Source organism: Streptomyces cynarae (genome assembly GCF_025642135.1).
GTDB classification, from domain to species: Bacteria; Actinomycetota; Actinomycetes; order Streptomycetales; family Streptomycetaceae; genus Streptomyces; species Streptomyces cynarae.
In genome coordinates this window covers 5,728,940-5,753,220 of the sequence record NZ_CP106793.1, presented here as the reverse complement: position 1 = coordinate 5,753,220, position 24,281 = coordinate 5,728,940, and the positions used below count along the sequence as shown (strand labels likewise).

Annotated in this window: 23 protein-coding genes, 2 tRNA genes and 1 pseudogene; 10 read left to right on the top strand and 16 right to left on the bottom strand. The window is 70.3% G+C overall.

Going from position 1 to position 24,281, the window contains the following annotated elements; genetic code table 11:
• Window positions 1–56: 56 nt before the first annotated feature.
• The 4 genes from rsrA to N8I84_RS26345 form a co-directional block, all read right to left on the bottom strand.
• Window positions 57–359 carry a mycothiol system anti-sigma-R factor gene (rsrA, locus tag N8I84_RS26360; protein WP_103839317.1) on the bottom strand — a complete coding sequence of 101 codons (303 nt, stop codon included), beginning with the start codon at window positions 357–359 and terminating at the stop codon, window positions 57–59.
• Window positions 356–1,036: an RNA polymerase sigma factor SigR gene (sigR, locus tag N8I84_RS26355; RefSeq protein ID WP_219822307.1), complete on the bottom strand. Its 681-nt coding sequence runs from the start codon at window positions 1,034–1,036 to the stop codon at window positions 356–358. The genes rsrA and sigR overlap by 4 nt, the downstream gene beginning before the upstream one ends.
• A 254-nt stretch (window positions 1,037–1,290) precedes the next feature.
• Complete coding sequence (locus N8I84_RS26350; protein ID WP_263234896.1) at window positions 1,291–1,917, bottom strand: alpha/beta hydrolase family protein; 627 nt, start codon at window positions 1,915–1,917, stop codon at window positions 1,291–1,293.
• Between the two features lie 10 nt (window positions 1,918–1,927).
• Complete coding sequence (locus N8I84_RS26345) at window positions 1,928–2,743, bottom strand: SOS response-associated peptidase (RefSeq protein ID WP_263231977.1); 816 nt, start codon at window positions 2,741–2,743, stop codon at window positions 1,928–1,930.
• A 49-nt stretch (window positions 2,744–2,792) separates the two neighbouring features.
• Between N8I84_RS26345 and N8I84_RS26340 the strand changes: the two genes are divergently transcribed.
• The 4 genes from N8I84_RS26340 (at window position 2,793) to N8I84_RS26325 (ending at window position 6,446) form a co-directional block, all read left to right on the top strand.
• Window positions 2,793–3,524, top strand: coding sequence for a M50 family metallopeptidase (locus N8I84_RS26340; RefSeq protein ID WP_263234895.1), 732 nt, complete (start codon window positions 2,793–2,795; stop codon window positions 3,522–3,524).
• Between the two features lie 152 nt (window positions 3,525–3,676).
• Complete coding sequence (gene aroA / locus N8I84_RS26335) at window positions 3,677–4,993, top strand: 3-phosphoshikimate 1-carboxyvinyltransferase (protein ID WP_263231976.1); 1,317 nt, start codon at window positions 3,677–3,679, stop codon at window positions 4,991–4,993.
• A 17-nt stretch (window positions 4,994–5,010) separates the two neighbouring features.
• Window positions 5,011–6,021 carry a ribosome small subunit-dependent GTPase A gene (rsgA, locus tag N8I84_RS26330; protein ID WP_263234894.1) on the top strand — a complete coding sequence of 337 codons (1,011 nt, stop codon included), beginning with the start codon at window positions 5,011–5,013 and terminating at the stop codon, window positions 6,019–6,021.
• A gap of 101 nt (window positions 6,022–6,122) precedes the next feature.
• On the top strand, window positions 6,123–6,446 hold the full coding sequence (locus N8I84_RS26325; protein WP_263231975.1) for a DMT family transporter: 324 nt from the start codon (window positions 6,123–6,125) through the stop codon (window positions 6,444–6,446).
• A gap of 83 nt (window positions 6,447–6,529) precedes the next feature.
• On the opposite strand, the gene N8I84_RS26320 is transcribed toward N8I84_RS26325, so the two are convergent.
• Window positions 6,530–7,138 carry a TetR/AcrR family transcriptional regulator gene (locus N8I84_RS26320; RefSeq protein ID WP_263231974.1) on the bottom strand — a complete coding sequence of 203 codons (609 nt, stop codon included), beginning with the start codon at window positions 7,136–7,138 and terminating at the stop codon, window positions 6,530–6,532.
• 205 nt (window positions 7,139–7,343) lie between these two features.
• Here N8I84_RS26320 and hisN point away from each other — a divergent pair, with 205 nt between their 5' ends.
• Entirely contained in the window at window positions 7,344–8,144 is an 801-nt protein-coding gene (hisN, locus tag N8I84_RS26315; RefSeq protein WP_263231973.1) for a histidinol-phosphatase, read from the top strand.
• Window positions 8,145–8,423: 279 nt separating this feature from the next.
• The gene (locus N8I84_RS26310) at window positions 8,424–8,819 is read left to right on the top strand and encodes a CBS domain-containing protein (RefSeq protein WP_263231972.1); all 396 of its coding nucleotides are present in this window, start codon (window positions 8,424–8,426) and stop codon (window positions 8,817–8,819) included.
• Between the two features lie 111 nt (window positions 8,820–8,930).
• Here the strand turns inward: N8I84_RS26310 and N8I84_RS26305 are convergent, their stop codons facing one another.
• A complete protein-coding gene (locus N8I84_RS26305) occupies window positions 8,931–10,391 on the bottom strand; it encodes a catalase (RefSeq protein WP_263231971.1) in 1,461 nt (486 codons plus the stop codon).
• Window positions 10,392–10,543: 152 nt separating this feature from the next.
• Between N8I84_RS26305 and N8I84_RS26300 the strand changes: the two genes are divergently transcribed.
• A complete protein-coding gene (locus tag N8I84_RS26300; RefSeq protein WP_200419219.1) occupies window positions 10,544–10,960 on the top strand; it encodes a Fur family transcriptional regulator in 417 nt (138 codons plus the stop codon).
• Between the two features lie 141 nt (window positions 10,961–11,101).
• Here the strand turns inward: N8I84_RS26300 and N8I84_RS26295 are convergent.
• From N8I84_RS26295 to N8I84_RS26280, 4 genes and pseudogenes are all read right to left on the bottom strand, one after another.
• Window positions 11,102–11,175: transfer RNA gene (locus N8I84_RS26295), tRNA-Met, on the bottom strand.
• A gap of 89 nt (window positions 11,176–11,264) precedes the next feature.
• Window positions 11,265–13,225 (bottom strand): annotated as a pseudogene (locus N8I84_RS26290) (tetratricopeptide repeat protein).
• Window positions 13,226–13,454: 229 nt separating this feature from the next.
• Window positions 13,455–13,528, bottom strand: a tRNA-Met gene (locus N8I84_RS26285).
• A 43-nt stretch (window positions 13,529–13,571) separates the two neighbouring features.
• A complete protein-coding gene (locus N8I84_RS26280; RefSeq protein WP_263234893.1) occupies window positions 13,572–16,559 on the bottom strand; it encodes a UPF0182 family membrane protein in 2,988 nt (995 codons plus the stop codon).
• A gap of 174 nt (window positions 16,560–16,733) precedes the next feature.
• On the opposite strand from N8I84_RS26280, the gene N8I84_RS26275 reads away from it, so the two are divergent.
• Window positions 16,734–17,276 (top strand): PPA1309 family protein, encoded by a 543-nt coding sequence (locus N8I84_RS26275; protein ID WP_263231970.1) that lies wholly within the window; start codon window positions 16,734–16,736, stop codon window positions 17,274–17,276.
• 75 nt (window positions 17,277–17,351) lie between these two features.
• Here N8I84_RS26275 and N8I84_RS26270 read toward each other — a convergent pair whose 3' ends face one another.
• From N8I84_RS26270 to N8I84_RS26255, 4 genes are all read right to left on the bottom strand, one after another.
• Entirely contained in the window at window positions 17,352–18,449 is a 1,098-nt protein-coding gene (locus N8I84_RS26270; RefSeq protein ID WP_263231969.1) for a YlbL family protein, read from the bottom strand.
• An 84-nt stretch (window positions 18,450–18,533) separates the two neighbouring features.
• A complete protein-coding gene (locus N8I84_RS26265) occupies window positions 18,534–18,665 on the bottom strand; it encodes a hypothetical protein (RefSeq protein ID WP_263231968.1) in 132 nt (43 codons plus the stop codon).
• Between the two features lie 174 nt (window positions 18,666–18,839).
• The gene (locus N8I84_RS26260) at window positions 18,840–19,298 is read right to left on the bottom strand and encodes a molybdenum cofactor biosynthesis protein MoaE (protein WP_263231967.1); all 459 of its coding nucleotides are present in this window, start codon (window positions 19,296–19,298) and stop codon (window positions 18,840–18,842) included.
• 174 nt (window positions 19,299–19,472) lie between these two features.
• Window positions 19,473–20,636, bottom strand: a complete 1,164-nt coding sequence (locus N8I84_RS26255; protein ID WP_263231966.1) for an SDR family oxidoreductase — start codon at window positions 20,634–20,636, stop codon at window positions 19,473–19,475.
• A 191-nt stretch (window positions 20,637–20,827) separates the two neighbouring features.
• Here N8I84_RS26255 and N8I84_RS26250 point away from each other — a divergent pair, with 191 nt between their 5' ends.
• Window positions 20,828–22,261 carry a zinc-dependent metalloprotease gene (locus N8I84_RS26250; protein ID WP_263231965.1) on the top strand — a complete coding sequence of 478 codons (1,434 nt, stop codon included), beginning with the start codon at window positions 20,828–20,830 and terminating at the stop codon, window positions 22,259–22,261.
• Window positions 22,258–22,773 carry an NUDIX hydrolase gene (locus N8I84_RS26245; protein ID WP_263231964.1) on the top strand — a complete coding sequence of 172 codons (516 nt, stop codon included), beginning with the start codon at window positions 22,258–22,260 and terminating at the stop codon, window positions 22,771–22,773. Before N8I84_RS26250 ends, N8I84_RS26245 begins: the two co-directional genes overlap by 4 nt.
• 52 nt (window positions 22,774–22,825) lie before the next feature.
• On the opposite strand, the gene N8I84_RS26240 is transcribed toward N8I84_RS26245, so the two are convergent.
• A complete protein-coding gene (locus N8I84_RS26240) occupies window positions 22,826–23,581 on the bottom strand; it encodes an AIM24 family protein (protein ID WP_263231963.1) in 756 nt (251 codons plus the stop codon).
• 17 nt (window positions 23,582–23,598) lie between these two features.
• On the bottom strand, window positions 23,599–24,279 hold the full coding sequence (locus tag N8I84_RS26235) for an AIM24 family protein (RefSeq protein ID WP_263231962.1): 681 nt from the start codon (window positions 24,277–24,279) through the stop codon (window positions 23,599–23,601).
• Between the last annotated feature and the right edge of the window lie 2 nt (window positions 24,280–24,281).

Below are 24,281 nucleotides of genomic sequence, written 5' to 3'. Positions count from 1 at the left end.
ATTAGCACGTTCGAGTGACGAACCGCCGACGATTGACCAAGCGTCCGAACGCGAGTTCAGGACTCTTGCGGAGTCGCGGTGACATCGTGCTCGGGGACCGTCTGGCCCGAGCGGATCAGCTCGATGCGGCCCATGACCTTCGCCCGCAGGTCCGTCGGCACGTCGTCATGGCCGCAGCACCGCTTGACCAGCTTCTTCACGGCCTGCTCCAGCCCGTACTTCTCCAGGCAGGGGGAGCACTCCTTGAAGTGCTGCTGGAACTTGGTGCGGTCGACGTCCGGCATCTCACTGTCGAGGAACTCGTAGAGATGGTCCAGGACCTCACTGCAGTCCGTCTCGTGCGGCTCTCCGCAGCTCATGAGCCCGAGCCTTTCTCGTTCGACTCTCCGGCGCCGGCCGGGACCAACCCGCGCTCGCGGGCGTAGTCCTCGAGCATGCCGCGCAGTTGACGGCGGCCCCGGTGCAGCCGGGACATCACCGTGCCGATGGGTGTCCCCATGATGTCGGCGATCTCCTTGTAGGCAAAGCCCTCTACGTCCGCGAGGTAGACGGCGATGCGGAATTCCTCGGGGATCGCCTGGAGCGCTTCCTTGACGTCCGAGTCGGGAAGGTGGTCGAGCGCCTGCGACTCCGCCGAGCGCAGACCGGTCGACATGTGCGACTCGGCGCGTGCCAGCTGCCAGTCCTCGATCTCCTCGGCCGCGCTGCGCTGGGGTTCGCGCTGCTTCTTGCGGTACGAGTTGATGAACGTGTTGGTCAGGATCCGGTACAGCCAGGCCTTGAGGTTGGTGCCCTCGCGGAACTGGTGGAAGGACGCGTACGCCTTCGCGTACGTCTCCTGCACCAGGTCCTCGGCGTCGGCCGGGTTGCGCGTCATGCGCAGCGCGGCCGAGTACATCTGGTCGAGGAATTCGAGCGCGTCCCGCTCGAAGCGCGCACTGCGCTCGGCGGACGACTCCATGCCCGTGCCCCGGCCCTCGGGCTGCTCCGCCTGGCCGTAGTCGGTCCCTGCGTCGGTACCGGTGACCGGACCCACCTCCTCCAACGACATGGCAGGACCGAAACCGATCCCACTCGAATCGGAGGATAGACGAACATCGTTGCCCGCCGCCGCTCGAATCGGAGCGGTCTTGGCCGCGTGCAGCACCGTCCAGTCCAGGTCAGCGCTGCTGCTACGGCTCGGGCAGATGGTCGAACCCATGCGGCGGACTTCCTCTCGTCGGTGCGTACAGCACGCCCGGTGCTGTCTGATCCCGACAACAGTGGTCCGCCTGGCAACATTCCCGGCCGTCACCCGAGTGACGTGACCCACTTCACCACGGCATCGGCAATGGTCTCCAGGGCCTCCTCCTGGGTGATGTCCGCACGCTTGGGCACCGCGAAGCCGTGGTCGCCGTACGGCACCTCGACGATCTCGTAGCCGCCCCGGGGGAACTCCTCCGGCCTGCCGAACGGGTCGTTGCCGCCCTGTACCACCAGCGTGGGCACGCCCGCGCCCAGCAGTTCGTCCGCGCGGGACTTCTCCGGCTTGCCCGGCGGATGCAGCGGGAAGCTCAGGGCGAGGACCGCGTGCGCACCCAGTTCGTCGGCGGTGCGGCAGGCGACCCGGGCCCCGGCGCTGCGTCCGCCCGAGATCACCGGCAATCCCGGGGCAGCGAGCGCGGGCCACACCCCGCGCCAGCCAAGATCCAGCGTCTTCGGTGCGGGCGCCACCTTCTTGCCGGCGACGCGCCACGGCTGCTCCACGAGTGCGACGCTCACACCGTGGGCGGGCAGGACCCAGGCGAGCGCCTGGAGGTCGCGTGCCTCGATGCCGCCGCCGGCGCCGTGGCTCACGGCCAGGACCAGCCTCGCCCGCTTCGCCCGGTGCCAGGTGACGCGGGCCGTACCGGCGTCCGTCTCGACGCTCTGTGTCACATCGGTCACGTCAGAAGAGTGTGCCCTCTTCGGGCCCCGCGAGCTCCTTCAGCAGCTCCGGGCCGTTGTTGCGGACGTTGCTGACCGCCGTGGACACCGGGTAGGCGCGCATCAGACCCGGGGGTGGCGGGTCCAGCAGGGAGCGCAGGTCGTCGGGGTCCGTGCGGGAGGGGTCGAGCCAGGCGTCCCAGCGGTCCGGGGTGAGCATCAGCGGCATCCGGGGGTGGATGTCGGCCAGGGTGCGCGGGCCCTCGGCGGGGGCCACGGCCAGGGGTGTCGTCTCCGCCTCCGTGGTGATGACCGAGCAGGTCACCCACCAGGCCTGCGGGTGGTCGTCGGGCAGGGTCCGGTCCCGCCAGAACTCGTACAGCCCGGCCATCGCGAAGACCGACCCGTCGGCGGGCAGCACGAAGTACGGCTGCTTGCGCGGGCGCTTGCGCCGGCCCTCGACCTCCAGGTCGCGCTCGTCCTTGCCGGTGACCCACTCGTAGTAGCCGTCGGCGGGCAGGATGCAGCGCCGGGCGGCGAAGGCCCGGCGGTACGACGGTTTCTCGTGCACGGTCTCGGCACGTGCGTTGATCATGCGGGCGCCGCCCTCGGGCGACTTGGCCCAGGAGGGGACGAGGCCCCACTTGAGCCTGCGCAGCTGGCGAACCGGGCGTGTGTCGTCGGCGTCCTTCACAGGACGGTCCAGTACCGCGTAGACCTCCTTGGTCGGAGCCACGTTGTAGTCGGGCGCCAAGGACTCCTCCGGCTCCGACTTCTCGATTTCAAAGATTCCTGCGAGATCCTCGGGCCTGCGACTCGCTGCGTACCGTCCGCACATGCGTGCCACACTGCCAGATCCGCCGACACCCCCGGAGCCACTCACCGCAATGGACAGCCTCGCCTCGACCTCGCTGAGTTCGCTGCCCGATCTCTGGGACGCAGTCTTCGGCAGCCAACCGGACCCCGCTCTGTGGGTGGTGATCGCCACCATGGTCGCGGCGCTCGCCGTGGTCGTCCCGCACAGCGTGTGGCGGATATCCCGTAACGCGATCACCATCGCGCACGAGGGCGGTCACGGCCTGGTCGCGCTGCTCACCGGCCGCACCCTCACCGGCATCCGGCTCCACTCGGACACCAGTGGCCTCACGGTCAGCCGTGGCAAGCCGTACGGGCTCGGCATGATGCTCACCGCAGCCGCGGGCTACACCGCTCCCCCGCTCCTCGGCCTCGGCGGCGCGGCGCTGCTCGCCGCCGGGCACATCACCGCGCTGCTGTGGCTGGCCACCGCGCTGCTCGTGTCGATGCTGGTGATGATCCGCAACGTGTACGGGGCACTGACCGTGCTGCTGACCGCCGGCACGTTCCTTGCGGTGTCCTGGCTGACCGGCCCGCAGGTGCAGGCTGCGTTCGCCTACGCGGCGGTGTGGTTCCTGCTCCTCGGCGGCGTACGCCCCGCCTTCGAACTGCAGGCCAAGCGGTCCCGCGGGGGCGCCCGGGACTCGGACGCCGACCAGCTCGCCCGGCTGACGAACGTGCCCGCCGGGCTGTGGCTGTTCCTGTTCCACGCGGTGTCGCTGTGCTCCCTGATGGGCGGCGGACGCTGGCTGCTGGAGATGTGACGCCGAACAGGGCAACGACCGTGTCGATGTGCGGCCCCACCGCGACAGGGGCCCCCTGTTCGAACGAAGCCGAGAACTCGGGATGGCGACCGGCCACGACGGCGCCGCTCCGAACGATGCTCCCCTCAACAGCGCCCTTATAGAGTGGGGCCATGGCCCCGAACCCCCCGCACACCGCCCTCTGGCCCGCCCCGCACGCGAGCGGAGCCGTCGACGCGACGGTTCACGTGCCCGGGTCCAAGTCGGTCACCAACCGCGCCCTCGTGCTCGCCGCCCTCGCCTCCGAGCCGGGCTGGCTGCGCCGCCCCCTGCGCTCCCGCGACACCCTGCTGATGGCCGCGGCCCTGCGCGCGATGGGCGTCGGCATCGAGGAAGGGGTCGGCCCGGACGGCTCCGGTGAGACCTGGCGCGTCATCCCCGCCGCACTGCTCGGCCCGGCCACGGTCGACGTCGGCAACGCCGGCACCGTGATGCGCTTCCTGCCCCCGGTGGCCGCGCTCGCCGACGGCCCGGTCCGCTTCGACGGCGACCCGCGCTCGTACGAACGCCCCCTGAACGGCGTGATCGACGCCCTGCGCGTCCTCGGCGCCCGTATCGACGACGACGGCCGCGGCGCCCTACCGCTGACCGTCCACGGCGGCGGAGCGCTGGACGGCGGACCGGTGTCGGTCGACGCGTCCTCGTCCTCCCAGTTCGTCAGCGCCCTGCTGCTGTCCGCCCCCCGTTTCAACCAGGGCGTCGAGGTCCGCCACACCGGTGCGACGCTGCCCTCCCTGCCGCACATCCGCATGACGGTCGACATGCTGCGCGCGGTCGGCGCCCAGGTGGACACCCCGGAGTCGGGCGGTGAGCCCGATGTCTGGCGGGTCACGCCGGGCGCCCTGCTCGGCCGTGACCTGACCGTCGAGCCGGACCTGTCCAACGCCCAGCCGTTCCTCGCCGCCGCCCTGGTGACCGGCGGCAAGGTGGTCATCCCGGACTGGCCGGCCCGCACGACCCAGCCCGGCGACCGCCTGCGTGAGATCTTCACCGAGATGGGCGGCTCCTGCGAACTGACCGAACGCGGCCTGGTCTTCACGGGCTCCGGTGCCATCCACGGAATCGACGTGGACCTGGGCGAGGTCGGCGAGCTGACCCCGGGCATCGCGGCGGTGGCGGCCCTCGCGGACTCCCCGTCCACCCTGCGCGGCGTGGCGCATCTGCGGCTGCACGAGACCGACCGCCTGGCCGCCCTGACCAAGGAGATCAACGAGCTGGGCGGTGACGTCACCGAGACCGCGGACGGTCTCCACATCCGCCCGCGCCCCCTGCACGGCGGGGTCTTCCACACCTACGACGACCACCGCATGGCCACCGCGGGTGCCGTCATCGGCCTCGCGGTCGAGGGCGTGCGGATCGAGAACGTGGCGACCACGGCCAAGACGCTGCCGGACTTCCCCGACCTGTGGACCGGGATGCTGGGGAACTGACGGGCGGACTGACGACCATGCGCCGCTACGGCAAGCACACCGACGAGGACGACATCCGCACGCGTCCCAACCGCAGGGGCAACCGGCCGCGTACGAACATCCGGCCGAAGCACGAGGACGCGGCGGAGGGCATGGTCCTCACCGTCGACCGCGGGCGGCTGACCTGCCTCGTCGACGGCCGTACGGTCCTGGCGATGAAGGCCCGTGAACTGGGCCGCAAGGCCGCTGTGGTCGGTGACCGCGTCGCCCTGGTCGGCGACCTGTCCGGCCAGAAGGACACTCTCGCGCGGATCGTCCGCATCGAGGAGCGCTCGTCGGTGCTGCGCCGCACCGCCGACGACGACGATCCCTACGAGCGCGTGGTCGTCGCCAACGCCGACCAACTGGCCATCGTCACCGCCCTCGCGGACCCCGAGCCGCGCCCGCGCCTGATCGACCGCTGCCTGGTCGCGGCCTACGACGGCGGCCTGGACCCGCTTCTGGTGCTGACCAAGTCGGACCTCGCCCCGCCCGAGAAGCTCCTGGAGCTGTACGGCGACCTGGACATCCCCTACGTCGTCACGAGCCGTGAGGAACTGGAGACCGGTGACGCCGCGGACCGCGTGCGCGAGTACCTCGACGGCAAGGTCACCGCGTTCGTCGGGCATTCGGGTGTGGGCAAGACGACCCTGGTCAACGCGCTGGTTCCGGAGGACCGCCGTCGCATGACCGGGCATGTCAACGCGGTCACGGGCCGCGGCCGGCACACCACGACCTCGGCGCTGGCGCTGCCGCTGCGGGAGGCCGGCGGCTGGGTCGTCGACACCCCGGGCGTACGGTCCTTCGGCCTGGCCCACATCGACCCGTCCCGCGTCATCCACGCCTTCCCGGACCTCGAGCCCGGCACCGAGGGCTGCCCGCGGGCGTGCAGCCACGACGAACCGGACTGCGCGCTCGACGCGTGGGTCGCCGAGGGGCACGCGGATCCGGCCCGGCTCTACTCCCTGCGCAGGCTGCTCTCCACAAGGGAACGCAGGGAGGGCGACTGACCTCGCCGGTGTTTGCGTCGCTCACCCGCAGGTAAAGGCTTACTCGCATCGAGATCCGACAGGGCCTGAGCAGTCGGCGTGGGGACGCGGGAGGACGACACATGGCGTGGCTGCTGGTCATCGTGGCCGGACTTCTCGAGACCGGTTTCGCCGTCTGCCTCAAGCTCTCCCACGGTTTCACCAGGCTCTGGCCGACCATCGCGTTCTGCTGTTTCGCGCTGGGCAGCTTCGGCCTCCTCACGCTGTCCTTGAAGAAGCTGGACGTGGGGCCGGCGTACGCGGTGTGGACGGGGATCGGGGCGGCGGGGACGGCGATCTACGGGATGGTGTTCCTGGGGGACCTCGTGTCCACGCTGAAGATCGTCTCGATCACGTTCGTGATCGTGGGCGTGATCGGCTTGCAGCTTTCGGGCTCGGCTCACTGAAACCGGAGGGGCAGCCCCATGACAGGGGGCGCGCCCCATAAGAGAGGGCACGCCCCATAGGAGGCGGGGCCCGGGGCGTACCGTCACCGGGCCTGCCGCGGCAGAGCGGCTCGCACCAGTTCCTCGACCCCACCCTCCCCCGGCGGAGCCGCCACACACGACAGCGACAACCGGACGACCACCTCACAGGCACGGGCCAACTCCACGGCATCGCCCTTGCCCATGCCGGGCACGGCCATCGCCGCCACGGCGCGATCACGGACCAGGCCCACAAGATCCGACGGTGAGGGCAGCGGCCCATCGGCCCGCCGCTGTGCCGGTACGGCGGAGCCGGACGGCACGGCCGCGAGCGACGGCGACGGCAACGACTCGCTCCAGCATCCGGTGAGCATGGCGCGGACGAGGACGTTCTGGCGGGCCGCCGAGACCGTCCACTGCGCGGCCGAAGCCAGTCGCTCGCCGATGTCCCCGGGTGCGGCGAGAGCCCTCTCGACACCGGCGAGGTACCCGTCCGCCTCCCGGCGCACCAGGGCGCGGGCGAGCCCGTCCTTGCTGCCGAACTCGTTGTACAGCGTCTGGCGGGAGACACCGGCCGCCGCGGCCACGTCCACCATGCGCACGGCGGACCACGGTCGGTGCAGAAGCGCCGTATAGGCGGCGTCCAGCAGGGATTCCCGCGCTGCAGGCATCATCGCCTCCCCTCGGGACCAGCGGCTCTGACGCACAGGGTTGACGCGTGCACCTACAGTGTCAAGGGTTCTCGGCGGCATTGAAGGGCGCGTACCGGCCGTCACGCGCCGCGACCGCACGGCAGCGCGGTGCCGCCCGCGGAGGCGCCCAAGGAAGATCCCCCGTCCCGTGTGGCCCTTCCGGCGAAGGGGCGGATACGGTTCGGTCATGCCCGACTATCTCGATGACCTGCGGCTCGCCCATGTGCTCGCGGACGCGGCCGACGCCGCGACCACGGGCCGGTTCAAGGCCCTTGACCTCAAGGTCGAGACCAAACCGGACATGACACCGGTGAGCGAGGCCGACAAGGCCGCCGAGGAGCTCATCCGCGGCCAGCTCCAGCGCGCCCGGCCGCGCGACGCGATCCTCGGCGAGGAGTACGGCATCGAGGGCACGGGCCCGCGCCGCTGGGTGATCGACCCGATCGACGGCACCAAGAACTACGTGCGCGGCGTGCCGGTGTGGGCCACGCTCATCTCGCTGATGGAGGCGGGCGAAGGGGGCTTCCAGCCCGTCGTCGGTGTTGTCTCGGCGCCCGCGCTGGGCCGCCGTTGGTGGGCGGCGAAGGGGCACGGCGCGTTCACGGGGCGCAGTCTGTCCTCGGCCTCGCGGCTGCACGTCTCGCGCGTCTCAAGGCTGTCGGACGCGTCCCTCGCGTACTCCTCGCTGTCGGGCTGGGAGGAGCAGGGCCGACTGAACGGCTTCCTCGACCTGACGCGCGCGGTGTGGCGCACCCGCGGCTACGGCGACTTCTGGCCGTACATGATGGTCGCGGAGGGGTCGGTGGACATCTGCGCCGAGCCGGAGCTGTCGCTGTGGGACATGGCGGCGAACGCGATCATCGTGACGGAGGCCGGCGGCTCCTTCACCGGCCTCGACGGCCGCCCGGGCCCGCACAGCGGCAACGCGGCCGCGTCCAACGGGTTGCTCCACGACACCCTGCTCGACTACCTGAACGACCGGTACTAGCCCTACCGGTGTCTGAACTACCGGTGGCACCTACCGGCCGGTACGAGACACCAGGGGTGCACAGGGGTGCTGCTGTGCACCGCGAGCGCCCCTGAACTCGCGTCGCGCGCCCTCTTGTTGACCGGCCCTTTGCCTGGGAACCTGGGCATCACCCACTTGTGAATTTGTGAAGCCTGGGGCGGGCGCTTCCGGCGGGCGGCATCCTACGGTTCCGGAGCCCTGAGCCAGTGCGGTCGAGTGGGTTCGGTCCAGCACACTCGTAGGAGGTGGCTCCGCCCCATGCTCGTCCGCGACGCCATGAGCACCGTGGTCCTCACCATCGGCCCCGCACACACTCTCCGCCAGGCAGCAGCCCTGATGTCCGCCCGCCGGGTCGGCGCGGCAGTGGTCCTCGACCCGGACGCCGGCGGCCCCGGCATCCTCACCGAGCGCGACATCCTCAACTCCGTCGGCCTGGGCCAGAGCCCGGACATCGAACGGGCCCAGGCCCACACCACCATGGACGTCGTGTTCGCCGCGCCGTCCTGGACCCTCGAGGAGGCCGCGCGGGCCATGGCCCACGGCGGTTTCCGGCATCTGATCGTCCTGGACGACGACGAACCGGTCGGCGTCGTCTCGGTCCGCGACATCATCCGCTGCTGGGCCCCGGCCCGCCGACCGGCGGCGGTGAGCTGATGCACGACGGTGCCTGTACGGACAGGATCCGCACAGGCACCGCACTCGACCGCGACCATCGACGGAGCGACCCCGACAGCGGGCGACCAGGTCCGCGTGAGCGGCGCCGGTTCAGCCGCGAAGGGGGCGCAGGGCCTGCACCGCGGCCTCCAGACGCTTGCCGAAGTCGCCGTCGGCCCGACGGAAGTTGTCGATCGCGCGCTCGACGATGTCGTCGCGCGAGACCTGCGAGAGGGATCCCGCGAGGTTGCCGATCAGGCGCTCCCTCTCCTCCTCGGACATCAGGCGGTACAGATTGCCCGCCTGCACGAAGTCGTCGTCCTCGGCGTGCACCGGGGCCTCGTGGCCGCCCGTGGCCCCCTGCACCGGGACCGGCTGCCACAGCGGCCGGTCGGTCTGGAACGGGCCGCCGAAGCTGTTCGGCTCGTAGTTCCTGGCCCCCTTGTGCCGGCCGTCGTACAGGAAGCCGTCCCGGCCGTGGGTGCGCGCCTCGGTGGCGTGCGGGCGGTTCACCGGCAGCTGGTCGGCGTTGATGCCGACGCGGTAGCGATGCGCGTCGCCGTAGGCGAACAGGCGGCCCTGGAGCATCTTGTCCGGGGAGGGACCGATACCGGGCACGAAGTGGGCGGGGCTGAAGATCGACTGCTCGACCTCGGCGAAGATGTTCTCCGGGTTGCGGTCGAGCTCGAGCTTGCCGATCTCGACCAGCGGGTAGTCGCCGTGCGGCCACACCTTGGTCAGGTCGAAGGGGTTGAAGCGGTAGGTCGCCGCCTCGGCCGCGGGCATGATCTGGACGGAGACGGTCCAGGTCGGGTACTCGCCCCGCTCGATGGCCTCGCGCAGGTCACGCTGGTGGGAGTCGGGGTCCTTGCCCGCGAGGACCCCGGCCTCCTCGGCGGTGAGGTTCTTGATCCCCTGGTCGGTCTTGAAGTGGTACTTGACCCAGAAGACCTCTCCGGCCTCGTTGTTCCACTGGAAGGTGTGCGAGCCGAAGCCGTCCATGTGGCGGTACGACGCCGGGATACCGCGGTCGCCGAAGAGCCAGGTCACCTGGTGGGTGCTCTCCGGGCTGAGGCTCCAGAAGTCCCAGACGTTGTCCGCCTCCTGGCTGCCCGTGTACGGGTCGCGCTTCTGGGTGTGGATGAAGTCGGGGAACTTGATGGCGTCCTTGATGAAGAACACCGGCGTGTTGTTGCCGACGAGGTCGTAGTTGCCCTCCTCGGTGTAGAACTTCAGCGCGAAACCGCGCGGGTCGCGGACGGCGTCCGCGGCGCCGAGGTTGCCGGCCACGGTCGAGAAGCGCAGGAAGACCTCGGTCTGCTTGCCGATCTCGGAGAGGAAGGCGGCACGTGTGTACGGGGTGACATCGGCGGTGACCGTGAAGGTGCCGTAGGCACCCGCGCCGCGGGCGTGCACCACTCGCTCCGGGATGCGCTCCCGGTTGAAACGGGCGAGCTTCTCCAGCAGCAGCTGGTCCTGAACGAGAACGGGGCCGCCGACGCCTGCCGTCTCGCTGTTCTGGTTGTCGGCCACCGGAGCACCGGCTTCCGTCGTGAGCGGTCCCTGCGTCACTTAAGCCTCCTGAGTCACTGCCACTGCCTTCTTCCAGCCCGGTCATCCGACCAGATCCGAACTTGATCCTACATTGGACAAAATCCAAGTCAAGCAGACATCCAAACTCACACCTGTTCGGAAACTGGTCCCTTGCTGTTAGGCTGGTGGGTATGAGTGACCTGTTGGAACGGCTGCGCGGACGTGGATGGCGGATGACCGCGCAGCGGCGCGTCGTGGCCGAGGTCCTCGACGGCGAGCACGTCCACCTGACGGCCGACGAGGTGCACGCGCGTGCCGTCGCGAAGCTGCCGGAGATCTCCCGGGCAACCGTCTACAACACGCTGGGTGAGCTGGTATCCCTCGGCGAGGTGCTCGAGGTCGCCACAGACAAGCGTGCGAAGCGGTACGACCCGAACGCGCACCGGCCGCACCACCACCTGGTGTGCGCCAACTGCGGCACGATCCGCGACGTCCACCCGATGGGCAACCCGCTGGCGGACCTCCCCGACTCGGAGCGCTTCGGCTTCACGGTGTCGGACGTAGAGGTGACGTACCGCGGCCTCTGCCCGAACTGCGCGGCGGCGTAGCGGCGCTTCGCCGGGCTTTGCGTGCGCCTGCACAAGGGGCGCATCACAACGTCACAAGGGACGCATCAACGCACCGACGCACCAACGCACCAACAGACCGAGGCCGGAAACCCAATCGGGTTTCCGGCCTCGGTCTTTCAGTAGCGGGGACAGGATTTGAACCTGCGACCTCTGGGTTATGAGCCCAGCGAGCTACCGAGCTGCTCCACCCCGCGTCGGTGAACGCAACATTACGTCAACGACACGGACAGAGGCAAATCGCTTCCGCGGCCCCCGGCTCCTCCGGTGCCCGCAACTGCTCTCATCACGCCGACAACTCCTCCCGCAGGGCGTCCCGCAACCGCGCCGCCCGCTCCGCCACCTCCGACGGCCCCAGCGACACCGCCCGGTCGGCCCACCGCTGCCCCTCCGCCAGCTCCCCCCGACGCGCGTAGACCAGCGCCAGGCGCAACGCCGCCCGCCCGTGGCCGGCGTCGGCAGCCCGGGTCCACCACAGTGCGGCCTCCGGCTCGCTCCCCTCCCGCGCCAGCAGCAGCCCCAGATTGAACGCGCCGTTCCGCGACCCGCCCTCCGCTGCCTTCCGGTACCACCGCGCCGCCTCCACCACGTCCCCCCGCGCGGCGGCCAGCATCCCGACCCGTACCTGCGCCCGACGGTGCCCCTGCGAGGCCGCCCGCTCGTACCACTCCTCGCACTCGCTCTTCTCGTGCGACGGCTCCCCCAGCTCGTGCGCGGGCGCCGGGGGCCGCCGCGCGTCCAGGAGCGTGGCCAGCCGGTACGCCGCCTCCGTGCTGCCGCCCCCGCGGCGCAGCGCAGATGCCGTTCGGCCGTCTGCTCGTCCCCCTGACGCAGCCGGGCGATCCCCACCTGGAGCGCCGCCTCGGTGTGCCCGGCGGCGGCCGCCCGCTCGTACCATCCGAGGGCCGCGTCGTCGTCGCCCCGCCCGGCGTAGAGGATGCCCAGGTTGAACGCGGCGTCCACGCTCCCCGCCTCCGCGGCCTTGGAGAACCACGGCTCCGCCCCCGTCGCGTCCCCGCCCTGCAGCAGCAGGATGGCGAGCGCGTTCGCCGCCTCCCGATGCCCGGCGTACGCCGCGCGCCGGTACCACTGCTCGGCCTGCGCGGTCCGCCCCTGCTCGGCACAGAGCAGCCCCAGGTTGTACGCGCCGTTGACATCCCCCGCGTCCATCGCCGCCCGGTACCACCGCTCGGCGGTCTGCGTCTCTCCACGCTCGGCGTGCAGGGCGCCCAGCGCGTTCGCCGCGTTGCCGTCGCCCTCCTGGGCGGCTCTGAGCCACCACACCGCGGCGCTCTCGGTGTCCCCCGCGTCCCGCAGCAGGAAGCCGAGCGCGCAGGCGGCCCGCGCCTCGCCGTCCTTCGCGCTGGTCAGGTACCAGCGACCGGCCTCCTTCAGATCGCCCCGCCTCTCCAGGATCCCCCCGAGGTGCAGCGCCGCCCGCCGGTGCCCGCGCGCGGCGGCCTGGCGGTACCACTGCTCGGCCTCCTCGAGCGCGGACGTCTCGACACCGTTGTCGGCGTCGGCCTCCTGCTCGCACAGCGCCCTGCGGTCGAGCGTTCTCGCCAGCCGGTACGCGGCCTCACGGTGCCCGCGCTCCGCGGCGGCCCGCATCCACTGCTCGGCGCTGTCGTCACCGCGGTGCTCCAGCAGATCGGCGAGCGCGTACGCGCCCAGAACATGCCCCTGCTCGGCCGCCTGGCGCAGCCAGTACTCGGCCGCCGGCTCGTCGCCGCGCTCACGGTGGTGCCGTCCCAGCGCGTGCGCGGCCGCGGCGGACCCGGCGACGGCGGCGATGCGCCACCAGCCGGCCGCCTCCTCGGCGTATCCGCGCTGGTGCAGCAGGACACCCAGGTTGTTGGCGGCGGCGCGGTCACCCGCGGCGGTGGCGGCGCGCAGCTGGGGCTCGGCCCCGTCGAGATCGCCGCGGCGCAGCAGCATGGCCCCGAGGACGCTCATCGCCTGGACGTCGCCGGCCTCGGCGGCGAGCCGCTGCCGCGCCTCCTCGGCGGCCTCACCGGCCTCGTCCCTCTCGACGGCCTGCTCGACGGCCTGGTCGACGGCCTGGTCAACGGTCGGGTCGACGGAGGAATCGGCAGAGGAATCGGCCGAGTGATCGACGGACTGGTGGGCGAGCCGGTGGGCGGACATGTCGGCGGGCTGCTCGGCCGACCGGTCCACGAGCCGGTCGGCGGACCGCGCAAATCGGCCCGTCCCGAACAGAGTTGCCTTCTCCCCCATAACGTCCATCGTCGCACCACCTGCAACCTGGGTACACCTGGTATACCGCAGCCAGTGAGGTCACTTCAGCGTTTTGTCGACATGCCCACAGAGAGACAAGTCAAACACAGAAGTGGCCAACTGCCCCCACAAGCAGCCGCATTTCAGGCAAGTCGCCTGGTCACGCCGTACGCCCCCTCGTGTCGCACACACGTCGAGGGCCCGGATCCACGATCAGGATCCGGGCCCTCGACTTCAGTAGCGGGGACAGGATTTGAACCTGCGACCTCTGGGTTATGAGCCCAGCGAGCTACCGAGCTGCTCCACCCCGCGCCGTTGTTCTTCAACCGTATCACGGCGCGGGAGGAGCCCTGGTTCAGCCCCCGCCGGAAGCGGTCGGGGAACTGCTGGGCGAACCGCTCGGGCTGCTGCTCGGCGAACTGCCGGGCGAGCTGCCGGGAGTGGCGGAGGGACTGCTGCCGCTCGCGCCGCCGCTGCCACCGCCACTGGTCTTCCCGGCCTTGGTCTGGGCCTCCTCGGCCAGCTTCAGCGCGTCCTTGAGGGCCTTCTGCGCCCGCCCGTACGCCTCCCAGTCGCCCTTCTTGAGGGCTTCCTGGCCGGCGTCGAAGGCCTTCTGGGCGTCCTGGAGCGCCTGTTGGACGGTCGGGTTGCCTGGCGTCGGCGGTTTGCCGGTCCCGGTGTCCGGCGGCGCGGTGGGACCCTGTACGGCGAAGACCTTGTTGAGCGCCTCGTCGAGCGTGTCCTCGAACGCGGTGTTGCCGCCGTAGGTCACCAACACCTTGCGCAGCAGCGGGTACTTGAGCCCGCCGCCGCGGACGTAGACGGGTTCCACGTACAGCAGTCCCCCGTCCAGCGGCACGGTCAGCAGGTTGCCGTACTCGATGTCGGAGTCGCCGCCCTTCAGGAGCCTGATCGATTCGGCGATGCTCTGCTCGGAGTTGAACTGGCTCTGGACCTGCTTCGGCCCGTCGACCGTTCTGCTCGTCGGCAGCTTCAGGATTCTGATCTTGCCGTAGTCGGGCGTGCCCGCCTCGGAGTCGACCGCCATGAAGGCGCTCAGGTTGTCACGCCCGTTCGGCGTGAACGTCGTCGTCAGGGAGAACGCCTGCGCCTGCTGGTCGGGCATCTTCATGCTCAGGTAGTACGGCGGTACCGCATTGCCCGTCTTGTTCGTCGGGTCGTCGGGCACCTGCCAGACCTCACTGCCGCTGAGGAACGTCTGCGCGTCCTTGACGTGGTAGCGGGTCAGCAGCTCGCGCTGGACCTTGAACAGGTCCTGTGGGTAGCGCAGATGGGCCATCAGCGACGACGAGATGTCGCTCCGCGGCTCCACGGTGCCCGGGAAAGCCTTCATCCAGGTCTTCAGGACGGGGTCCTCGGTGTCCCACTGGTAGAGCTTGACCTCACCCGTGTACGCGTCGACGGTCGCCTTCACCGAGTTGCGGATGTAGTTGACCTGGTTCTGCTGGGCCATCACCGCGCGCTGGGTGTTGCCCGCGGTCAGCGAGTCGGCCGTCGTGTCACCCAACGTCGTACGGGAGGAGTACGGATAGCCGTTCGACGTCGTGTAGGCGTCGACGATCCACTGGATGCGGCCGTCGACGACCGCGGGGTAGGCGTCACCGTCGATGGTCAGCCACGGCGCGACCGCCTCGACGCGCTCCTTGGGTGTGCGGTTGTAGAGGATCCGCGAGCCGTCGCCTATGGCGCCGGAGTAGAGGATCTGCGGCTCGCTGAACGCCACCGCGTACGCGGCCCGGTTGATCGGGTTGGAGAGGCTGACCCCGCTCTTGCCCTGGTAGCTGGTGGTCTTCTCGCCGTTGTCGTCGGAGTAGTCGATCTCCTTCTGGGGGCCGCCGACGATCGAGTACGTGGTGGTCTTCTCGCCGTAGTAGATCCGCTGCTCGTACGTCCCGAGGTCACCGGTCGACGGCAGGTCGGACTCGGTGAAGACGGGCTGGCCGTTGGCGTCGGCGGTGGTGCCCTTGGCGGCGACCACACCGTAGCCGTGGGTGTAGCGGAAGTGGTCGTTGATCCAGTTGTTCTTCGGAATGCCGTTCAGGTTCAGCTCACGCAGACCGATGACCGTGTCCTGGTCCTTGCCGTCCTTCGTGTACCGGTCGACGTCCAGGTTGGTCGGGAACGCGTAGTAGTTCTTCATCTGCTGGAGCTGCTGGAACGTCGGCGAGACGATGTTCGGGTCCAGCAGGCGGATGCTCGCTGTGGCGTCCGCGTCGTCGCGCAGCGTGCTCTTGTCCTTGGTGCTGCTCGTCCCGGCGTACTCGCTGACCTGGGCGTCGTCGATGCCGTAGGCCTCGCGGGTCGCCTTGAGGTTCTTGTCGACGTACGGCGCCTCCTTGGCCTGCTCGTTCGGCTGGACCTGGAACTTCTGGACGATCGCCGGGTACAGCCCGCCGATGAGGATCGCCGAGAGCACCATCAGGCCGAAGCCGATCACGGGCAGCTGCCAGGTACGCCGCCACAGGGTGGCGAAGAACAGCAGCGCGCAGATGACCGCGATGCAGAACAGGATCGTCTTGGCCGGCAGGTAGGCGTTCGCGTCGACGTACCTCAGGCCCGTCCAGTTGCCGGTCGCCTTGAAGTCGCTGGACTTGACCGCCAGTCCGTACCGGTCGAGCCAGTAGGCGACCGCCTTCAGGGCGACGAAGACACCGAGCAGCACGGACAGGTGCCCGGTGGCGGCGGCCGTGGCGCGCGCTCCCGGGGAGGTGATCCTCAGCCCGCCGTACAGGTAGTGGGTGAGCGCGGCGGCGATCAGCGACAGGACCGTCGCGGCGAAGCCGAAACCGAGCAGGAAGCGGTACCAGGGCAGGTCGAAGGCGTAGAAGGAGACGTCCAGGTGGAACTGGGGGTCCTTCTGGTGGAACGGCACGCCGTTCACCCACATCAGCCAGGTCCGCCACTGGCTGGACGCGGACGCGCCCGCGACCAGGCCCACCAGGGCGGTGATCCCGAGCAGCAGCCACGTCTTGTAGGGGGCGATCCCCATCCGGTAGCGGTCGAGGCTCTGCTGCTCCATGGACATGGCGCTCAGCGGCGGACGCAGCCGGTGCGCGAGCCAGATGTTGACGCCGACCGCTGCCGCCATCAGCAGACCGAAGACGAAGAAGAGCCCGATCTTGGTCCACAGGGTGGTGGTGAAGACGGACGAGTACTTCACCGACCGGTACCAGAGCCAGTCCGTCCAGAAACCGGCGAACATGACGAACGCCATACCGAGGACGGCGAGGACCCCGAGCGTCATGAGCAGGGTCCGAGCCCGCCCGGACGGGCGGCCCCCTCTGATCCGTGGCCCCGTCGGGCCTCCGCCGCGGTCGGGCATCTGGAAAGCCAAGGTGCGCACCTCGAAGTTCGCTGTTGATCCGAGTTGATCCGTCAGGCCCCCGTGAACGCGGACCATGGATGAGGCTCCACGATCACGGAGCCTCACCTATGCAACTTACTGGCGCTTTACTCGGTTCCCGCTTCCGGGTGGGAACGAGGCAGGATTGTGACCATGTCCAACACTCCCATGGCAGCGAACCCGCTCACCCGGGCCGTGCTCGAGATCGACGAGTACGCCTCCGGCCTCGGCTGGGACCAGCCCGCTCGCCTCTTCGCCCTCGTCGACACCGCGCGCCTGCGGACCGAGGAGCCCGCGCTCGCGACCCAGCTCGGCCTTCAGGACGAGCCCGAGGCCGCGGGTCTCACTCCGATCGAGCAGGAAGAGATCCCTGCCGACCGGCCGCTGGACGAGTTCCTCGGCACCATCGCCTGGCCCGACGCGGTGGCCGGCTGTGCGCTCACGGTGGAGCGGCTGATGCTGCCGCCGTCCGCGGAGTCCCAGGTCCCCCAGGGGCTGAGCGAGAAGAAGCTGGCCGCCTGGGTCGCCGAGCACCCGGAGCGCCAGGAGGTGCGGATGACGGTGGCGGTGCTGCGGGACGGCGCGCGGGAGTCGGCGCTGCGGCTGCGAGAGAAGGACTCGCCGACGGAGGTGCTGACGGGCCCGGACCTGGTGCCGGGCCTGGCGGAGGCACTGGCGGCGACGTTCGAGGACTGAGGGTTCCGCGTACATGCGGGTGGGGGCGCCCGGAGGTTTCCGAGCGCCCCCCACTCATGTGAAGGCTCCTGCTCGTCAGCCCTTGGCGGTGCACTTCGGCAGATCGGCGGTCTTGCCGGTGCGGATGTCCTTGAGGGCGTTCAGGGCGTCGTCGATGGTGTTGACCTTGACGAGGGTGAGCCCCTCGGGGGTGTCCTCGGCGGCGGCCGCGCAGTTGTCCTTGGGGGTCAGGAAGTACTGGGCGCCCTTGCTGCGCGCGCCGACGGTCTTCATCTCGACGCCGCCGATCGGCCCGACCTGGCCGTCGTCGTCGATGGTGCCCGTGCCGGCGACGAACTTGCCGCCGGTGAGACTGCCCGGGGTGAGCTTGTCGTAGATGCCGAGCGCGAACATCAGCCCGGCGCTCGGTCCGCCCACGTCGGCGAGCTTGATGTCGATGGTGAACGGGAACGTGTGATCGGTTGCGGCGGAGATCCCGACGATGGCCCGCTCCCTGGCGGTGTCGTGGGACTTCGTCGTGGTGATCGTCACATTCTGTGTTTCGGTGGCCGTCTTGTGCGCCTTCTCGGCGGCGGCCTGCTCCTTGGCGGGCACGATCGTGAACACGACTCTCTCGCCGGGCTTGTGCTTGGTGACCAGCTTGGCGACGTCCTCGGGTACCTTCACGGCACTGCCGTCGACGGCCTTGATGACATCACCGGCATGCAGCTTGCCCTCCGCGGGCGACCCCTTGAGCACGGTGGAGACGATCACCCAGGACTTCACCGGGATGCCCAGTTCCTTCAGGGCGGCGACCTTGGCGCTCTCCTGGGACTGGCTGAACTCCTCGGCGTTCTCCTGCGTGGACTGCTGTTCGGTCTTGCCGTCCGGGTAGAGCGTGTCGTGCGGGACCACCTTGGTGTCGTGCGCCAGCCAGCCGTAGACGGCCTCCACCAGGTTCATGTTGTAGTCGGCGCTGGTGACCCGGACGGTCGTCATGTTCAGGTGTCCGGTCGTCGGGTATGTCCTGCGCCCGGAGATCTGCAGCACCGGCTGGCCGTCGTGGTCGTCCAGGGTGTTCACCGTCGGCCCCGGGGACATCTCCGAGTACGGCACTTTGATGAACACTCCCGCACACAGGAGCGCGATCAGCATCAAGGTGGAGGCGAGCATCGTCGCGGTGCGGCGTGGCATGGAACGACAGTACGGGACGGTGCTGTCAGCGGACCGTCAGGGCCGTCCGTACGAGCACGGGCGGCCCCTGGATCCTCGGCGCGCTCAGCCGCCCGAGTGGGACTTCTCCATGGCCTCGCGGAAACGCGCGTACCCGGCGAGCTCGGAGCCGTCGCCCGCGGCCTTGCGGTTCCGACTGGCCCAACTGCCCCACAGTCCTGCACCGATCGCAGCCATAAGCGGAATCAGCAACCAGGCGAGCGCCGCCATGCCGACCTCCCAACCCCGATGAGCGACCGCAACTGACTGATCAGCAGATTAATCATCCGCAATGTCAACGCTCACGCGAGGGGTACGGTTACGCAACCGGAGCCCGGGTGAGAGGTTGGTTAACCCCAGGAGAGGTATGCGCTACGCGCCGACCCATTCATCGGTGCCGTCGGAGAACCTCTGGTGCTTCCAGATGGGCACTTCGTGCTTGAGGTCGTCGATGAGCTTGCGGCAGGCCTCGAAGGCCTCGCCCCGGTGCGGACACGCCACGGCGACGACGACGGCTAGATCACCGACACGCAGGTCCCCCACGCGGTGCACCGCCGCGAGCGCCCGCACGGGGTACTCGGCGACGACCTCCTCGGCGATGCGCCGCATCTCGGCCTCGGCGGTCGGATGGCACGAGTACCCGAGCGCGTCGACGTCGGCCCCGCCGTCATGGTTGCGCACGGTCCCGACGAACAGCGCGATCCCTCCGGCGGCGTCGTCCCCCACGGCCCGGAAGACCTCGTCGACGGAGAGCGGGGTGTCCCGGACGGCCAGCAGTTTGATGGGCTCGTCCGCCACCTGCTCACCGGGGTGATCACTGTTGGGTGCCATGCCCCCATCGTGCCGTACGCCTCCGACAACCGGGAACAGCCCGCTGTGCTCGGCTCAGCGGAGCCCGACCACATCCAGCCCGTCCGGGGCCCCACAGTCCCCGGGGGGCCGGGGGGCGGAGCCCCGGGGATGGGAGGGTAAGGGCGGAGGGGATCCCTCGGCCCCAGCCAACCCTCAGCCTCTCCGCCGTGCCTTCCGTGCCCTCCGCACCACCGCCGCCGCACCCAGCAGAGCGACCGTCGCCCCCGCGGCCCCCGCCGCCGTCGCGTCCTTGCGTCCCAGTCGCCGTCCCACCACGGTGTGCCGCCCGGCCACCTCCGCCAGCAGCTCGGCCAGCACCTCCTCGTTCGTCCACTTCGGCCGCCACCCGGCGTCGTGCAGCCGGCTCCCGCTCACGACCCACGGGTACATCGTGTACGCGAGGTCCCCGGCAGGCGACGGTGTCAGCCCGATCCGGTGCAGCCGGGCCGCCGCGCCCAGCGCGACCGCGGACGGCAGCTCCATCCGCCGGATCCCGCTCAGCTCCTCGACCTCCTCCTGCTCCAGCCACCCCTCGCACCCGACCGCCAGTTCCCCCTCCACCTTCTCCAGAACGGCGCACTCCAGGGCACTGCACAGGTCCTCGACGTGGCAGAACTGCCACGCCGGCCGCGACCCCGCCACCACCAGCAGCCGAGGCGACTCGAAGTACCTGGTCAGCGCCGTGTCCGTGCCCCCGACCAGCACAGCCGGCCGCACCACGGTGACGTTGAGCCCCGGATGCGCCCTCGGCGCCCGCCGCGCGAGCCGCTCGATCTCCAGCAGGTCTCCGACCCCTGTCGCCTCCGCCGTCGCCCGCAGCTCGGCGTCCTCCGACAGCGGCAGCTCGTTGTCCGGCAACGCCCCGTAGACCATGGCGGACGTGCACAGCACCACCCGGTGCACCCCGGCGGCGGCCGCCGCCGTCAGCACGGTCTGCGTTCCGCGCACGTTGTACGCCGTGCGCGCCACCGGGTCCGTCTCCAGGTCCAGGTCGAGCGCCAGGTGCACCACCACGTCCGCGCCCCGCAGCTTCTCCGCGATCGCCGGGTCCCGCACGTCCAGGATGTGCCACCGCGCCGCAGCGCACTCCCCGCGCCGCTCGTCGATGGCGACGACCTGCCTGATCTCGTCGGACGCGGCGAGCCGCTCGGTGAGCAGCGCGCCGACCCCGGACGCGGCGCCGGTGACCGCGACGACGGGCCCGCGGCGGGCAGTCGACTCGCCGGCGCGAAGCGCCGTCCTGGAGGGGCGGTCGTCGGGCGACGGGTGGGCTGAATGGTTTCGCGCTGCGCGAACCTGCGGATCTGGGGAACTCACCGGGCGTCTCCAGCGGTTGTCTTCCATACGGACGCAAAGCACGCGTGCGTACCAGGTGGCATCCATCCTGCCGCAGGCCGGGAGTCGGCGAAGCACCCAGGCCCGATCGGGTCAAGGTGTCTACGCTGGGTGGTGTTGTCGGGCAGCCAGCCGCCGGAAGGAACCGGTGGCCTTACCAGCCGAGGAATCCCGTGAGTGACACCCCATTCGGATTCGGCCTTCCGCCGGAGGAGCCGGAGAACGGCGACGAGGGCAAGAAGAAGGACCCGCAGAGCGGCGGTGGTCAGGGACCGGCCAACCCGTTCGGCTTCGGGATTCCCGGAGCCGGCGGTGCCGGCGCCGACAACCCGCTCGCAGCGATGTTCGGTTCCCTGAACCCCACCGACCTGGGCGCCGCCTTCCAGCAGCTGGGCCAGATGCTCTCCTACGAGGGCGGCCCGGTGAACTGGGACATGGCCAAGCAGATCGCCCGCCAGACGGTCTCCCAGGGCACCCCCGACGGCACCAAGGACCAGAGCGTGAGCCCCGGCGAGCGCTCCGCCGTGGAGGAGGCCGTCCGCCTGGCCGACCTGTGGCTCGACGACGCGACGTCGCTGCCGTCCGGCTCGGGCTCCGCGGTGGCCTGGAGCCGCGCGGAGTGGGTCGAGGCGACCCTGCCGGTGTGGAAGGAGCTCGTCGACCCGGTCGCCGAGCGCGTCGGCGCGGCCATGGGCGACGTCCTGCCGGAGGAGATGCAGGCCATGGCGGGGCCGCTGATCGGCATGATGCGCTCCATGGGCGGCGCCATGTTCGGTACGCAGATCGGGCAGGCCGTCGGCGTGCTCGCGGGCGAGGTCGTCGGCTCCACCGACATCGGTCTGCCGCTCGGCCCGGCCGGGAAGGCCGCGCTGCTGCCGCTGAACATCGAGGTGTTCGGCAAGGACCTGGGCGTGCCCAAGGAGGAGGTGCGGCTGTACCTCGCGCTGCGCGAGGCCGCCCACCAGCGCCTGTTCGCGCACGTGCCGTGGCTGCGCTCGCACCTGTTCGGCGCCGTCGAGGGCTACGCCCGCGGCATCAAGGTCGACACGGCGAAGCTGGAGGACGTGGTCGGCCAGTTCGACCCGCAGAACCCTGAGGAGTTGCAGCAGGCGCTCCAGCAGGGCATGTTCCAGCCGGAGGACACGCCGGAGCAGAAGGCGGCCCTGGCCCGTCTGGAGACGGCGCTGGCGCTCGTCGAGGGCTGGGTAGACGCGGTGGTGCACGCGGCCGCGAAGCCGCGCCTGGCGTCCGCGGACGCGCTGCGCGAGACCCTGCGCCGCCGTCGCGCCTCGGGCGGCCCGGCCGAGCAGACGTTCGCCACGCTGATCGGCCTGGAGCTGCGCCCGCGCCGGCTGCGGGACGCCTCCCGCCTGTGGGCGTCGCTCACGGACGCGCGCGGCGTGGACGGCCGGGACGGCCTGTGGGCACACCCGGACATGCTGCCGACGGCGTCCGACCTGGACGACCCGGACGGCTTCGTGCACCGCGAGCAGCTCGACTTCTCCGAGCTGGACAAGATGCTCGGCGAGGCGGCGGACGGCTCCGCTCCGAAGCCTGACCTGAAGAAGAAGGACGACGGCGCAGCCGAGGGCGACGACGCCGAGTGAGCCTCTACGACGACGCGGTCCTCGTGCTCAAGTCCTACGAGGACCAGGAAGAGCTGCGCCAGGCCTATCTCGACCACCTCCAGGCGCACCAGGACGGCATGTGGAAGTCCTGTGCGGACGGACACATCACCGCGAGCGCACTGGTGATCGACCCCGAGCACGGCCGGGTACTCCTGACCCTGCACAAGAAGATCCGGATGTGGCTTCAGATGGGCGGCCACTGTGAGCCGGACGACGTGACGCTGGCGGACGCCGCACGCCGCGAGGCGACGGAGGAGTCGGGCATCGAGGGACTGATTCTGCTGCCCGGCGGGCCAGTGCGCCTGGACCGGCACCACACGCCGTGCGCCTGGCACCTCGACGTCCAGTACGCGGCGCTCGCCCCGGCCGGTGCGGTGGAGGCGATCAGCGACGAGTCCCTGGACCTGCGCTGGTTCCCGTACGCGGAGGTGGCGGACGTGGCGGACGAGTCCGTCGTACGGCTGCTGGAGGCGACGCGCGCCAGGCTGTGAAGGTCGTGAACGGGTGAGGGGTGACCGCCGCCGCGGTCACCCCTCACCCTGCTCAGCTCCAGACGTTGCCCTGGTTCTGTCCCCGTGCCCCCTGCTGCCCCATGCCGAACTGCGCGGCCAGCCCCTGCCCGATCTGGGCGTTCTGCGGCGGCAACAGCTCGCTGGGCTGCACGAGCGCGAAGCCGTTGCCCATGAAGCTGAGCTCCCATCCCTCACCGGTGGTGCCCCGGCGCCGCCACACCCCGGAGGAGTGCGTCTGGGCCTGCATCTGCACCCGCAGGCCGGTGGACCAGGCGACGATCGCGTCGGCGTCGCAGTTGACGTACTTGTCCGGGGTGACCCGCATCAGCAGTGGCGCACCCGACGTCATCAGCGCGACCTTGCCGCGGCCGGTGATGTTGAGCTGGTACTTGCCGGAGCCGGAGATCCCGTACAGGCTGTCGACGGCGATGACCTCGTAGTGCAGCGAGGAGTCCATCGCGAGGACGTAACTGCTGTCGACGGTCAGCCCGTCCTGCTCGACGTCCATGATGTGCACGTGCTGGGCGAGGTTGGCGAGGTAGACGGTGCCCTGTCCGTGACAGCGCATCAGATCCAGGCCCTCACCGGTGTGCGCACGCGCGCGCCGCTGACCGCCGCTCTGGTACTCGGCGTCGAACTCGATGAGCCCCTGGTAGGCGACCATGGTGCCCTTGCGCGCCAGGACGTCGTCGTGGCCCTCCAGCAGGACGCGCAGCATCTGCGGGTTCTGCAGGCTGTAGCGCTCCTGGGTCTGCTGCTCGTTGTAGGCGAAAAGCGAGCTCTGCATGGTGTGCGGTTTCCCCCTCAGCCCCGGATCCGGAGGCGGTCGGTGCTGTCCTCGCTGGGCTGGACGACCACGATGCCCTGCCCGGAGAACGCCATCTGGTAGGCCTCGCCGCTGCCGCGCCCGATGAGCGACTGCGCCTTGAAGCTGCGCTTGCCCTTCACCTTGAGGTTCGGGGACCAGGCGACGAGGGCGTCCGGGTCGACGTACGTCTCGTCCTCACCTCCGCCGCAGTCGACCACGATCGGGGTGCCCCGGGAGGTCAGGGCGACCCAGCCCTGCCCGGAGATCTTCGTGTTCCACAGGCCCTGTCCGGCGAACTTGGCGAGTCCCTTGACGCGTTCGACGCCCCACTGCAGGTGGGCGTCGAAGGCGAGGAGGTTGGTTGCGTTGACGGAGATCGCATCGCCGCCCAGGTTGATGACGACGACGTTCGCCCCGTAGTCGGCGAGGTAGAGCAGACCGTCGCCGGAGCACTTCATCAGGGGCGCGCCCTCACCGGTCATCCAGTCGCGCGCGATCTGGCGCACGGCGGGCGGGTTGGGCTCGTACTGGATGAACCCCTCGTAGGCGACCATCGAGCCCACGCGCGCGAGGAGGTCGTTTCCGGTCTGCATGGCGACCTTCAGCATGTGGCTGCCGTGGTTCTCCATGCGGGCGGTGACGGGTGCGGGGGCGTAGCCCGCGAGCGGCTGGTTCATGA